The organism is Sphingobacterium sp. UBA5639 (assembly GCF_002421245.1).
In the GTDB taxonomy this organism is placed as follows: Bacteria; Bacteroidota; Bacteroidia; order Sphingobacteriales; family Sphingobacteriaceae; genus Sphingobacterium; species Sphingobacterium multivorum.
Genome location: NZ_DIJR01000037.1, coordinates 154,532 through 168,873 on the forward strand (window position 1 = coordinate 154,532; position 14,342 = coordinate 168,873).

The 14,342-nt window shown below is 42.5% G+C and carries 10 protein-coding genes and 1 tRNA gene; 7 read left to right on the forward strand and 4 right to left on the reverse strand.

Translation table 11 applies throughout. The features are described from left to right. Positions 1 to 68: 68 nt before the first annotated feature. On the reverse strand, positions 69 to 368 hold the full coding sequence (locus B4Z90_RS24180; protein WP_139144983.1) for a transposase: 300 nt from the start codon (positions 366 to 368) through the stop codon (positions 69 to 71). A 271-nt stretch (positions 369 to 639) separates the two neighbouring features. Between B4Z90_RS24180 and B4Z90_RS24185 the strand changes: the two genes are divergently transcribed. The 6 genes from B4Z90_RS24185 to B4Z90_RS24210 all read left to right on the forward strand — a co-directional run bounded on the left by B4Z90_RS24185 (position 640) and on the right by B4Z90_RS24210 (position 6,617). Then, positions 640 to 1,479: a helix-turn-helix domain-containing protein gene (locus tag B4Z90_RS24185; RefSeq protein ID WP_286727526.1), complete on the forward strand. Its 840-nt coding sequence runs from the start codon at positions 640 to 642 to the stop codon at positions 1,477 to 1,479. A gap of 69 nt (positions 1,480 to 1,548) precedes the next feature. Then, positions 1,549 to 2,373 carry a class I SAM-dependent methyltransferase gene (locus tag B4Z90_RS24190; RefSeq protein ID WP_070565850.1) on the forward strand — a complete coding sequence of 275 codons (825 nt, stop codon included), beginning with the start codon at positions 1,549 to 1,551 and terminating at the stop codon, positions 2,371 to 2,373. A gap of 749 nt (positions 2,374 to 3,122) precedes the next feature. After that, positions 3,123 to 3,848 (forward strand): TMF family protein, encoded by a 726-nt coding sequence (locus B4Z90_RS24195; protein WP_070565849.1) that lies wholly within the window; start codon positions 3,123 to 3,125, stop codon positions 3,846 to 3,848. Positions 3,849 to 3,981: 133 nt separating this feature from the next. Continuing rightward, positions 3,982 to 4,254, forward strand: a complete 273-nt coding sequence (locus B4Z90_RS24200) for a helix-turn-helix domain-containing protein (protein WP_145328040.1) — start codon at positions 3,982 to 3,984, stop codon at positions 4,252 to 4,254. Then, positions 4,247 to 4,564 carry a hypothetical protein gene (locus tag B4Z90_RS24205; RefSeq protein WP_115045974.1) on the forward strand — a complete coding sequence of 106 codons (318 nt, stop codon included), beginning with the start codon at positions 4,247 to 4,249 and terminating at the stop codon, positions 4,562 to 4,564. Before B4Z90_RS24200 ends, B4Z90_RS24205 begins: the two co-directional genes overlap by 8 nt. Positions 4,565 to 5,075: 511 nt before the next feature. Then, positions 5,076 to 6,617: a Fic family protein gene (locus B4Z90_RS24210; RefSeq protein ID WP_070565846.1), complete on the forward strand. Its 1,542-nt coding sequence runs from the start codon at positions 5,076 to 5,078 to the stop codon at positions 6,615 to 6,617. 710 nt (positions 6,618 to 7,327) lie between these two features. Here the strand turns inward: B4Z90_RS24210 and B4Z90_RS24215 are convergent. Both B4Z90_RS24215 and B4Z90_RS24220 read right to left on the reverse strand, forming a co-directional pair. After that, on the reverse strand, positions 7,328 to 8,590 hold the full coding sequence (locus B4Z90_RS24215; RefSeq protein WP_286803569.1) for a site-specific integrase: 1,263 nt from the start codon (positions 8,588 to 8,590) through the stop codon (positions 7,328 to 7,330). Between the two features lie 308 nt (positions 8,591 to 8,898). Further along, positions 8,899 to 8,970: transfer RNA gene (locus B4Z90_RS24220), tRNA-Glu, on the reverse strand. A gap of 140 nt (positions 8,971 to 9,110) precedes the next feature. Here B4Z90_RS24220 and B4Z90_RS24225 point away from each other — a divergent pair. After that, entirely contained in the window at positions 9,111 to 11,627 is a 2,517-nt protein-coding gene (locus B4Z90_RS24225; RefSeq protein ID WP_159332611.1) for a family 20 glycosylhydrolase, read from the forward strand. A gap of 187 nt (positions 11,628 to 11,814) precedes the next feature. Here the strand turns inward: B4Z90_RS24225 and B4Z90_RS24230 are convergent, their stop codons facing one another. Further along, on the reverse strand, positions 11,815 to 14,304 hold the full coding sequence (locus tag B4Z90_RS24230; protein WP_115045981.1) for a TonB-dependent receptor: 2,490 nt from the start codon (positions 14,302 to 14,304) through the stop codon (positions 11,815 to 11,817). Between the last annotated feature and the right edge of the window lie 38 nt (positions 14,305 to 14,342).

A 14,342-nucleotide genomic window follows, 5' to 3' on the forward strand; every position in this document is an offset into this window, starting at 1 on the left:
AAAAACAACTGCTGCTAACGTTCAATACCTCGCCATCTTCTCTACGTAATTTACCTCTCGGTTAGCCTCTATGAATCGGTATATGTATCGTCTCCCCTGGAGAAGATGGCTATGGCCTTTTTTAATATATCACACTCTAACTCTGCATCTCTTAATTTTTTACGTAAAATCCTCAACTCCTGTTCCCCAGTGCTAATTTTAGGATTATCAGGGAAAACTTTATCCTCATTATAATGAGGGTTTCTACACCTCTTACTGAGCAAACTGGGTCCTATATCCAGCTCCTTTGCAACTTCTGCCACTGACCCTCTAACAACGCTCAGATCCACTGCCATTATCTTAAATGAATCATCAAACCTTCTATGCAACTCTACAAATTTTAAATTACTTATTAAATCTGTCTCGCACCAAAAGTAGCAACTCCACACGATGCTGTCTATGATTCAACTGATATAGATTTACCTACAGAAAGTTAGTCTTAGTATTCGACTTTTTGTCAACTGACATTAAAAATATTGCCGAAGAATCGAGATATTAGCCCCTTTCGGGAATGATTGCTACGGTCTGAACATCTCCTGTACACAAAAAGGTTGGAAAAAATAAGTTAACTTACCGCTATCAGAATTCACGAAGCCCCTGTTGCGCGACTGGCCCATTATTCCGATATTTGCTTTTTTACATGCCGGCATGCAGTATTATCCCGTACCTGACAGTTTATCTCCATTGATTGAGTCCATCTGGTCGTTCGAAAGCCCGGAGCAGCTCCCCGAGCACGAGCAGGCCCTAGTGATCCCGACCGGTAAATGCGTATTGCTGTGGAACTATCAAAGTACTTACGAGCATGTCGTGGACGACACGGTCTTTCATCATCCGCTGTACGACCTGCATCTGGTGGGCCCTCACAACAAAAATATTGTGCTCCGCGGTTCTGTCCCGGTCAGCTCCATCGGCATCACCTTCAGGCCCTATGGCTATTATGCCATCGCAGGTGCTGCCATGCCCACATTAGTCAACAGGGTAGCGTCCATCTCCCGCCTGAAGCGGGACGGCAGCATGGTACTGGACTCCTGCACTGGTTTGCCTGCGGACAGTATCGGTTCGCTGCTGCAGCTGCTGGCCGAGCGGATACAGTTTGCAGCCGATGGGCGCGTCATCAGTGCAGTGGATGCCATCGACCAGCATAAGGGTAATATCCGAATCCGGGAGGTATTCGAAAATATTCCCGGCTCGCAGAGACATCTCAATAAGCTGTTCAAGCAGCAGGTCGGCCTGACACCGAAAGAATATGCTTCCATCGTGCGCCTGCAGGCGATGTACAACCTCTATATCCGTGATCATCAAAGGGAAAACAAAGACCATCTGTATGACCTTTACTATGACGAATCCCACTTCCTGCAAAACTTCCGCAAGGTATTCGCACAGCGGCCCCGGCAGTTCATGCGCGCCCCCAACCAGCTGGGCAATGCCTTCAACAAATAACGATAGGTCTACTTTTTCCTATTTTGCCATCCCGGGGTGCTGTTACTTTGCAGAAAAAAACACACAATCATGAGATTAAAAAAAGTAACAGATACCGCCAGCGCCTTGCTGGCCTTCAAAGCGGCCTCAGGCTCCATTCCCTTTGCGGAAGAGGTAGCCGCCTATTTCGGCATCGAAATCCCTGCCGCTCCGCAACAGGATTTTGGTTTCTGGGCAAGCGTGGTGCACTTCGAAATGCGGTACCGCTCCCTAGATTACTTTCTGGAAAAGACCTCAGCACCTACCGTACTCGAGCTTTCCGCGGGCTTCTCGTTGCGCGGTCTGGACTACGCCCGCAAGCACCCCGACGCCAGCTACATCGACACGGACCTGCCGGCCATCATCAGCCAGAAGAGTGATATGCTGAGTACCATGCAGCAGGCTGTCCCGCAAAACCTGCAGTTACAGCCGCTCGACGTCCTGCACGCCGAAAGCAATCCGGAGACCAGCAGCGACCTCGCCATCATCAATGAGGGGCTGCTGCTGTATTTCGACGATGAAGACAAAAAGCAGATCCTACAGCATATCCGCAGGCTGCTCGAGCGGCAGGGCGGCACCTGGACCACCGCCGATATTTATATCCGGCATGAGACCCATGCCGTGGGAAGCGACAGAGACGGACAATGGAACGATTTCTTCCGGAAAAACAACGTGCACGCCAACTACTTCGAGTCTTTCGACCAGGCCGAGCAGTTCTTTTATGATCAAGGCTTCCGGGTGCTCGAAAAGTACCCGCCCGAATTTGACAAATACAGCAGCCTGCACAAGCTACTGGCGGCAGCCACGGGTGAACAGCTGGAGCTACTCAAAAGCCGGGGCAAAGTCCAGGAGACCTGGCAACTGGGACTGAGGTAAGTCCCCCGCCTCAATGGCTGACAAGCAGCCTTTACATACACTACCTTCCGGAAACATACCCGGAGGTAGGCCGCTCTGCTTAGTTACCTGATGCTTGCGCAATACCAGTGCGCATCTAGCCTACAGGCTGATCTGGATTCCTAGATTCACAACACACTGGTTCTAGTAGGCGTCGCCTGCACTGTTGGCCGTCACCTCCGGATCCTGCTGGTACAGCGAATAGTTGGTCCAGGTCATTAAGCTGTAAAGCTGTTTCAGGAAATTGATTAAATTTTAAAAGAAATGTGTAAACTTATTTCAGGACGAGTCATTAGAGCAAGCAGAAGTTGGGCAGAGCCCTACTTTTCTTGCCCCATGCCCTGCAAATGGGGTTTAGAGTATCCTCCGGGGATACTCTATAGCCTCTACAATATCGTAAAGCTCATTTTTGGTATACTGAGTAGTATACTTTAAATCATATGCGATTCCTTAACAATAGGCCAGATAACTATATAAAAATATGAGGAGTTAATAAGAGGACTGCATAAAAAACTCCTGCCTGTCATTGGGAGACTAAAGCAGGAGTTTCATTATAAAACCTAAATATGAAAAAATTCATTAAAGAAGATGAAACGCCTTGGCGTCCTTTCTCTCTTTAATATACAAAAAAGTTGAAAACCTCAGACAGATTTGCCGAATATAACTTCTTACACTAAACAGGCCATATCCATCTTTTTATTAAGAAAATATTTTTTCGCTAAATTAGAGTTATGGCATTATATTACTTTAAACCCAGAAGAGCTTTCGATTTCGATCCACATCCATTTAAACTGGGAACTATCATGGGACTTAAAAGGGGCTATGAAGACAATCATTTCCTACTGAAGATATACGGTATGAAAGAGAAATCTTTTGATGATTACTATAGGTACCATCTAAAATATTATCTATCGGCTGGAGACCGAACAGAGAAGGAGTTCTTTTCCCACCTTTGGTACATCGTTTCTACCAGGATAGATTACTTCAATCACCAGAACCCATTTTCCAAGAAACATCCACTTTACGTTTCCAATATCAAAAAGCTGAGCGGATTTCTGGATTTCCTATCACCAAAGGACAGGTGGAATGTTCGCCCAAATGATATTCTTCTCAAGGAAAAAGATGAACTGATCGCAAAACTACAGGAGGAGAATAAAAAGCTATCCGATTTCACGATAATGCGCAAGATCGAAATATACGATGATTATCATACCACAGTGATCGACCTATTTCAACAGATGCAAAAATTAAAGCTTCCTAACGGCGCTCCCTTGTTACGAAAGGATATGCTCAGTCCCTATTATAAAATTGTGTCCAATTATTTTAGCAATAACAAAAAGAAGATCAGTATAGATACTGCTAAAAATTATTTTGTAGGTAAAGATAATTCACAGAAGGAAGTAAAAATTCCAGAAGATCGGCAACTATTCGTCATCGTTCCTAAAAAGAAGGATTGATCCCATCCTGTTTGATCCCTGAACATGACCATCGCGCCGAGTTGGTCATCCAAACTTCATCGCCAGATCCCAACTTTGTAGCAGTGGCCCCGCGTATAACCGGGGTACATATTGTTCACAAAATTGGTATACCATGCTATTAGACATCCTGACAAAAGAAGACCTGTCGCAGTTCAAGAAAGAACTGCTCGAAGAAATCAGACAGATCCTAACAAACGAAAAAACTGACGCCGAAAGGGAATGCTTCCGCAGCCGTGAGGTAAGAAAGAAACTGAAAATATCTCCGGGTACGCTACAAAACCTGCGGATCACAGGCACGCTCCCATTCAAGAAAATCGGCGGTAGCATTTATTATCGCGCCAGCGATGTGGATAAGATGATGGAAGGAGGAGAAGGTAATGGATAACAATACACAAGACCATGACTTTGAAGTTTACTTTGAGCACATCGCAAAAGATAATAGACTGCTGCCATCACATATCGAACTGGTTATGGCACTTTTTTATTTTCATAAGCAACCCGGCTTTCATGATTTTTTCTATACCAGCCGCAGGAAACTGATGCATTTTTCGCGGATCCGTTCAATCGCTACCTATCATAAATGCCTTTCCGAACTCGTCTTATATGGCTATCTGGAGTACATCCCCTCCTGGCACCCTACCAGGGCCAGCAGATTTAGGTTTATCGCTAACAATAATTCTGACAGCAATGGCTAGATCTAATGAAAACACAAGACGCGTCCGCTTCTCTATGGAAGTGAATCGCAGACTTAAACATCTTTCCCCTAAACTCGGCAGGACAAAACTTCTATTCCTGATAAAGATGTTTAATTATTTCAATAGAATCAAAAAGGATACTGCCGATCTGAATGACGGGGTGCTGAAAAATGAACTTTACAGTGGCGTATACTTTCCTTTCTCCAAAAGCAGGAATCCGGTCTCCCTGAGTTCCTATGTACCCCTTGATAGGAGAGCTAACCGCTCCATAATTAAAATAATTTGTAAAACAGACGGGTTTATCCGGAAAAATTTGTAGACCAAAGCTTTTTTGAAGAGTTTAGTAGGAAATTTTTGAAAAAAGTAATTATAGCTTTCCAATACAAATCTGAAAAATCTGTATTTTTACTTAAATTAGTTTGAAAAATTCGCATAAATACACTTTGTTAGTTTGAAAAATTTGTTCTGACATGTTGATTACTATAATTAATCTCAAAAGTTTGTAAAGATCATGGACAAGGATATCCCATTACACCTACAGGAGATACTGTTTTCTTCCAGCGATTCCAACATAAGCAGAGCCATTGGCAAGCTTGTCAAAGAAGGAAAACTGAAGAAGATTGCACCGAAGATATATACCCCAAATTTGGAGGAAGCTCCGGAGGCTATCGTGCTTCGGAATAGGTTCAAGATCATCGGGCATCTATATCCAGGTGTTTTGCTCAGTCACCGCTCCGCCCTTGAATTTAAACCTACTGATACTGGTGATATCTTTCTAACTTATTCCTATGATAGAAAGGTCAAACTCCCGGGCCTTACGTTGAACTTAATGCAGGGACAAGGGCCACTCCCAGGAGATTTACTTTTTTCCGATGGACTCTATGTCTCAGGACAGGACCGTGCATTATTGGAGAATCTTCAGGAATCCCGTAAAGTTGGAGGGGAGTCCAAAACATGGACAATTCCTCAGATAGAAGAAAAATTGGATCAGATCGTACGGGTTAAAGGCGAACAGGGACTAAATGAATTGCGGGACCGTGCAAGTGAAATCAGTACCAGGCTGGGTATGGATAGGGAGTTCGATAAGCTGAACCGGATGGTCGGCGCAATGCTGTCGACTAAGCCCTCGGGTATCCTGAAATCCCCGGTGGCCATTGCCCGGGCATTTGGGCATCCGTATGATCCGGCACGGTTGGACCTCTTCGAAAAGCTCTTTGTGGAATTGCAGCAGCGTGAGTTTGCGGATATATATGACGCAAACCAAACAACTAGGGCCTTCCGCAATTTTGCCTTCTACGAAGCCTACTTCTCTAACTTTATCGAGGGTACCCGTTTTGAGGTAGAAGAGGCTCTGAAGATCATTGATAGCGGAAAACCCTTGCCCGCAAGGGGAGAAGATTCTCACGATATACTGGGAACTTACCAAATGGTCAGTAATCGTGAGGAAATGCAGGTTGTCCCCAAGAATTCTGATGAGCTCATTCATATCCTTCGCTATCGGCATAAGACCATGCTAACTGCCAGACCTGACAAAAATCCGGGCGAGTTCAAGGACCGCAACAACCGGGCTGGTGATACTGAATTTGTCGACCATGAGCTTGTTGGAGGTACATTGGTACAGGGGTTTGATTTCTACAGAGCATTAAGGCACCCTTTTGCCAAAGCTGCATTCATGATGTTTATGATCAGCGAGGTACATCCCTTTTTGGATGGAAATGGGAGATTGGCGAGAGTGATGATGAATGCTGAGCTGACCAGCCAGGGACAGACCAAGATCATTATACCAACCGTTTTCCGGGACGATTACCTTGGCGCACTCAGACAATTGACACGCAGGCAGGAACCTGATACCTTTATCCGAATGTTGCAAAGAGCACAGTTGTTCAGCGAAACGATTAAGGGAGAAGATCTCTCCGCTATGCACCATGTGCTTGAAGCGAGTAACGCTTTCAAAGAAGACGACGGGTATATTCTTCGAATTGCTACCCCAGACCGAAAGCCATGGGAACAGGATGACGATGGACAGGACAGGGGTAGTAGTCTCAGACGTTAATTTCTCAAATAAGTCTTGAGAAAATTAGTTGAATAGGTGATACAAAATACCACATTTTAGCATTTTGCAAATCCTATTTTGCGCTATCCCCAGATTTGGAAAGAAAGACCGAGTTGCGAAGGTTGTTCTCCCTTTACCCTGCAATGCCCCAATTGAGGCATTGCAGAGTAAAGGCAAGATGGTTTTCGGGGTCCCCGAAAACACAACTTGCGCGTATTAAAACACTTCATTTTTTTGTACTCAGAACGAATCTCAGTTCCAAACAGCGTGATTCGATAGCAGGAGGGCAAGCCTAATAGCATAAAAGCAATATTGCCCAATAGCTTATCTTCCTAGTACCCTATTCGAAAGTTTGTTTATTATGTTCCTTGTTAAGATTCTTTAACTGTTGCTGGCATATCAGATGGGTCTAGAACATCGCTCAGCTGAACAGCATGGATAGCTTCCGTATAGTAATCCACTCGGATAGGGCCCGTCAATTTTCTGGCTGGTAGTGATAATACCTCCTGTAGGATTGATCAGGCTTATCCGGTACTAGGTACAGGCATGTCGGTTCATTGAGCAATTGGCGATAAATAAACTATTATATCTAAATTTCTAAATTCTTACTACAAATATGTAATATGAAAGCGATGTATGAAAACATCGCTTTCTTCCTGAATTAAGCAATATTTCTTCGACTATGATTTGCCTTTATTAGAGTAAGCACCTTAGGTGGCCCATAGCGCTGCGATTTTAGCATGACCTGTTGGCGCAGTTTTATTCTCGATCGTTCTTTCCAGTTTTTCCATGTCTATTGCGACCCTATTGTCCAATAACTTCGCATAATGCTGCGTAGTCTTAATGTCCGTATGTCCAAGCATCTTGGAAACAGTTTCGATAGGTACACTATTTGCCAATGTAACAGAAGTGGCGAACGTATGACGTGATTTGTGAAAAGTGAGTTCTTTTGTTATCTCACACACATCCGCTATTTCTTTAAGATAGCTGTTCATTTTCTGATTGCTGAGAACTGGAAGAACCATATCCTTGGCTATGCACGGCGGATAATCACGATACCTTTCAATGATTTCAAGAGCTTTGGGAAGTAGTGGAATATTTGACGACGTTTCGGTTTTTTCTCTGCTGGTGAAGATCCAGAGTTTTCCGTCCACTCCTTCAGAAATATCAATCCATTTTAGTTTCTTTACATCTGCATAGGAAAGTCCAGTGTAACAACAAAAGACAAAGATATCGCGGACATGTGCAAGTCTTGGTATTTTGAAGTTCTTTTCTTCTATCCTCCGAAGTTCCGCATCTGTCAGAAATTCCTTCTCTTTAGCTTTGACCTTGATCTTATAAAAGGCAAATGGATCGTCCGTTATCCATCTGTGCGCGATACATACCTTGATGATCTTGCGAAGGTGCTTCATGTATTTTGCTGCCGACACGGCTGAACAGCCTATCGTGGCACGAAGAAAGAATTCGTAGCCTGTGATAAAAGCATGGTCAATCTTTCTTGTGTCGATATCTGCTAGTCTAAATTCTTTCTCAAGGTATTCACAAACATGCAATAAAGAGGTTTTATATCCTTTGAGTGTATTGGGCTTGAATCCATTGCCGAGCAATGCTTCCATCTGCATATTATGCTCCCTGAAGACATCTAAGAAATTTTTACATTTAGTATCCTTTCCCTGATACTTAAGTTTGATCGATTCCGCTGTGATTTCCTCTGCGGCAGCCGTCATAGCGGTATGGATCGTACTTATTTTAGTTACGAGGGTATCAAGATAGCTGTTCAGGGTCTTGACAGCTTCTGTTGTGCCTTTCACACGGTTGGCTTTAGAATTCCATTTGGACGGATAGCATTCTCGTCCAGTGGAAACTTCTTTTGGGATACCATCTACGGTAATCCGCATGTAGATCGACTTGGGGCCGCTAACATAATTTTTTGGTTTCTTCAGATAGAAAAGCAAGGAATAATTTGTACTCATGACAACATCATTTAAGTGAAACAAACCGAGCCGCCTTTGCGGCGAGCTCTGCATCACCACTGAAAAACAAATTTCAGCGATGCAAAATTAGCCTTGCAACTAAAACAGATCAAGATGTTTGATTTTTAAACATCTTGATTATAAGAATGTTATTGTCATTTCAGTGAGTGAGTAAATGAGCGAAAATGACTCACTGAATGACTCACTTTTTTCTTTGGATTTATTATAGGTTTTGTAGATACTGAAAAACAAAAAAGCCTGCAAATTAAACATTTGCAGGCTTTTGTACGTTTTGACTTTTAGATCTGTAGCCCGTAGGGGAATCGAACCCCTGTTTCAAGAATGAAAATCTTGCGTCCTAACCCCTAGACGAACGGGCCGTTTTCTGTTTCGGTGTGCAAATATAGAAATATTTATAAATCTGTCAAAATTTTTATCTTTTTTTTATTCATTTTTTTTGAAATAGATCATAAAACCCTCTAAAATAGCTATATTTAAAGTCATTGAAAAAGTAACCAACATGACTAATTTAAAAAAAATCAAAAAACCGCTACTCTATGCCGGACTAGGCTTGGCTTTGTTAAGCCAGGAAGCCTATGCTCAGAAATCGAGTGCAATCGCAGATCAACTGCAGCTCACCTGGAAGGTCAAAGACGGAGAGAATATCCGTAAAAATCCGGTTTCTACCCTAATTTTAAAAAACAAGGGGAAAAGTGCTGTTCAACTCAACGACTGGAGCCTTTGGTTTAATTTTATCCGATCTATCGATCCCGATAAGGTCGACAAACGTTTTGCGATAGACCACCGAAACGGGGATCTCTTTCAGGTTAGCTTTAAGAAAAATAACTTTTCATTAAATGCGCAAGATACGGTCCACATCGATTTTATCACAACCGGACTGGTCAATTATACGGATGGGCCAATTGGTCTATACCTAAAAAATAATAAAACTGGGCTTGCAACAAATATTTCGGATTATTCTGCTGTTAAAATCGCTCCCCAGTCGGACGCTGAAAAAACAGATTACTTTGCTTATAAATACGATCAAAACAAGCTTGTGGAGGGGACAGCAGCACAACATGTCATTCCTTTACCAAGTAATATCAGCATCAATAATAACGAGAAATTCAATCTATCGACAGGTACAAAACTTTTTGTCGATAAGGATTTTGCGAGCGAATCGGACTTTCTGACAAACTTTTTTTCAGCATATTCAGGTATTAAGCTAACGGCTTCATCTAGCCCTCAGGGTGGCATCGAGATTGTCAAAGCAAATAACTTAAAGCCGGAATCCTATCACTTGACGATTGGTGCAAAAGGTATACGAATAGAAGCTTCCGATAAAGCCGGTGCATTTTATGCCATACAATCTTTAAAATCGTTGATCAATCACAATCAATGGAATAAAGCCACAAAATCAATCGCTTTACCATACGGTAACATTGAAGATAGTCCACGTTATGGCTACCGTGGATTTATGCTGGATGCTGCCCGTAATTTCCATAGCAAAGCCGAGGTTTTAAGAATATTGGATCTCATGGCTTTTTACAAGTTGAACAAATTCCATTTCCACTTCATTGACGACGAAGGTTGGCGATTGGAAATTCCTTCGCTACCTGAATTAACGGCTATCGGAGCCAATCGTTCGGCTAATTTTGAGGATGGAAAAGCGATACAGTCTGCTTATGGTTCTGGAGCGACCACCAAATCGCATCAATTCTACAGTGTTGCTGACTATATTGAAATTTTAAAATATGCACAGGCAAGACATATCGATGTCATACCCGAAGTAGAAACTCCTGGTCATGCGCGTGCAGCGATTAAAGCAATGCGGGCGCGTTTTGCCCATTATTCAAAACTTGGCGATAAACAGAAGGCAGAGGAGTTCTTGCTGGACGATGCAGAGGACAAGTCCGTTTACAACTCTGCACAAAACTGGAATGACAATGTCATGAACCCTGCCCTACCTTCAACCTATCACTTCCTGAGCAAGGTGATCGATGAAATCAAAGCAATACATGATCAAGCTGGAGTTCCGTTGAAAATTATCGATCTGGGCGGCGACGAAACGCCAAGTGGTGTTTGGGAGAAATCGCCCAAGGTGTTGGCCTTTATGAAGGAGAATAATATCGCCAATGTACTCGATGTATGGCCACTGTATATTGCCAAAATTAATAGCCTTGTTCAAGAAAAAGGATTGACGATGTCGGGATGGGAAGAAATGGGTATGCGCAATAAAGGAAAAGGCATGGTTGTAAATGCCGATCTAGGAAAATCCGGCATCCATTTGAATGTATGGAACAATCTCCCTGGCCAAGGACAGGAAGACCTCGCTTATCGATTGGCAAATGCTGGTTATAAAGTTGTTTACACGAGTGCGGCAAACAACTACCTCGATATGTCTTGGGACCGTGACTTTGCAGATCCAGGACACAGCTGGGTAGGCACGGTTAATCTGAACAGAACCTATTCGTTCTCTCCTGAAAATTTCTTCATCAACCTTCGGAAGGATGATACTGGAAAAGGTCTTAAACCAGAGGCTTACACCAATAAAGAACAGCTTACAGCCGAAGGGAAGAAAAATCTCCTTGGTATTAAAGGTGCTTTATGGGCAGAAAAGGTATCCACTGACCAACGTCTTGAGGAAATGATATTCCCACGTTTGATAGCGATTGCTGATCGCGCGTGGGCGCCCGAACAAACTTGGGAAAAAGGAAATTCTTTTGACGAGGCCACTTATCGCAAATCGTATACCGCCTTTATCAAAAAATTAGGTGAGGATGAATTGAGAAAACTGGATAGGGTAAATGGGGGCTATACCTATCGACTTCCAAAAATTGGGATCAAGAAAGAGGGCAGCCAACTTCTTATCAACACCGATTATCCCGGTTTCAAAGTCTATTATAGCGATAATGGAAGTACGCCAACATTGAAATCAAAAGTGGTGAACGGTCCGATACCTTTCCAGAACGGAAAAAAATACTTATTTAAAGTATTTGATGCCAAAGGACGGTCAGGTGATGTAATCAGCTATTAATTCATCGGGATTCATCATGGTGAACGCTATTGGTGTCGATAACGCAAAAAAAAGCTGCCTAAAATAACATCAGTCGATCCAGCGTCCACTAGATGAAAGGATACTTAAGCTGATAAAAGAAAATAGCATAAAAATAGGGCTGTCCAACTTCTTTGGACAGCCCTTCTGTTTATATAGACTTATATCTTTAAAACTTATAACTCAATGCAACCGCAGCATTTCTTGGATCGATCTGATTAATAAAACCACCGCGGAAGTATGAATTCAATCCGATCTCATTGGTGATATTATTTACAAAGACTTTCGCATCAAATTTGCGCCATTTGTATCCCACCTGCGCATTTAATGTGGTATATGCTGGCATATTGAAAGGTTCTGTACCATAATATTCGCCGTGCCCATTTGGGGTTAAGCTATATTCATTGACAGGTCGGTCTCCAACATAATAAACTCCGGCACTTAAGCTCAGGTTCCGAAGAGCTCCTTGATTAAATACATATTGTATCCATGCATTTGCCGTATGTTTTGGCGCATTCATCGGTGCCGATCCATCCATATAAGATGGTGAATTTTTATAACGTGCGTCTAAATACGCATAGCCCAACATCACTGTCAAATTTTCCAATACACGACCGTTCAACTCTGCCTCAATACCATCGCGCACCAAATCCCCGGCCTTAAAGTATAATCCTGTGGCGACATTCGTGCCTGGTGTATACTCCGCATTCGTCAAGTTTGAGGTATAAATATGGAAATAGGTTAAATTGAAACGTAAACGATTATTCAGCCAATCGGATTTAATTCCCCCCTCAAATTGTTCGGTTTTAGAAGCACCTGCCGCTGTACCATCTGTTAAAGGATTTGCCGCATTTCTTAAATTCGTTGAGTTTGTATAAGATCCAAATACGTTGAAATTCTCAAATGGCGTAACAATCACTCCCGCCATTGGATTCCAAGCCGACTCCCTTTTATTACCGTTTGATGTAAAATCTTTTGTTGTAATTTCGGAATAACGTAAACCTAATACAGCCTTAATGTATTTGTTAAATTCAATAACGTCTTGCCCCATAAATCCTATAGAAGAATAATAACTCCGTACAGGAGTTCCTGCTGTATAGACAATTTGCTTTCCTTTCCGCTGGTTACCCAACGAATCGACGTATACCACTTCCGAAAGATCATTCACCCAATCACCATGGATATCAATAATATCAATTACATTGCTATTTTGATCGGCTTTTTTCAAAAGAACATTTTTCTCCAGTGGACTTAATTTTCCGGCAAAAGAAGTTGTTGTCGCATCAGCAATACGATAGTCCACCCCTGCCTGAACCAAATGTTTTACCTTACCCGTATAAAGATCTTTTCCGATCAAGTCAAACTGGAAAGTTTTATTTTTGTCATCGCGCAGGCTCTTACTCATTGAGCGCGAGAAGGTATTATATTGTTTTGCATCATCTTTAATCAATGAGGAAGATGATGATTGGTTATCAACCTGATAAGATGACGTTGCGATAGAGGCTCGGATGCTCCAGCGATCAGTCAGTTCATGATTGATCTGCGCCATAAAGCTCTTCATCTCTGTATTATTATTATCGGAATTGAAGCCCAAAAACTTATTGTTCGGGATAACATATAGCGCATTCACCCCCTGTGAAGGATTTAAATTGACAGCGGAATTAACCGGCGTGCGATTATCATTAAAATAATCACCCTCCAAAGTAATTGTTGTCTTATCCGTTGGTTTCCAAGCTAACGATGGATTTAAATAAACACGGTTAGAGGATATACTTTTACGGTAGCTATCACTACGTTCATACGCGCCATCCATTCGAAAAGCAACGGTCTGTTTTTTATCCAGTACCGTTTGGAAATCAAAGGTTGGGCGGAATTGTCCCCAACTTCCTGCACGAACACCCACCTCACCGGAATTCGTGAAATTAGGGGTTTTAGTGACCACATTAATTACACCACCGGCATTACCAATATCGGTAATAACACCCTGTGTAACGGCAGCAGACCCTTTAATCATTTGAATAGACTCCACACCTTGCATATCAACAACTCCAGATGCAGTTTGAAATTGAGAGTCCATCCGCACGCCATTCTTCAATACAGGCACCCCTCTGAACCCACGGGTTGACAAAGATTCTTTAACACCCCCATAAGAACCAAACAAGGTTACACCGGGAATATTTCTTACAGCATCCGTCAAAGTAAGAATACCCTGATCTTGAATTACCTTATTGGAAATGACAGAAATACTCTGAATTTGATCCGAAGGTTTTAATGGCATACGTGTAATCATCTCCAAGCCTTTTGGCTTTTTGTTACGTTCACCAAACACTTCTACCTCATCAATGGCCTGCTCATTGCTCACTAGCGTAATGGCATCAATAATCACTTCAGGGCTTTTCGTGCTAAAAACATAATCGATAACGGTTGTTTGGTAGCCCATGTAGGTGAATTTAATCACCGTATTTTGGTCGATGCCATGCAGTCTAAAATGACCTCTATGGTCCGTACGTACTTTTTTATCTCCGATTGAAACGGTTACTGAACTTAAAGGATTATTTTGTGTATCGACGACTTTACCTTTGACGATTCCCGAAGTTTGACCATATACTGCACCTCCGATTAAAAATGTAGAAGCAAGAGCTAGTAAGTGTTTGTCCATGTTAATAATTTTGGGTAATTATTTTTAATTATTCTAAA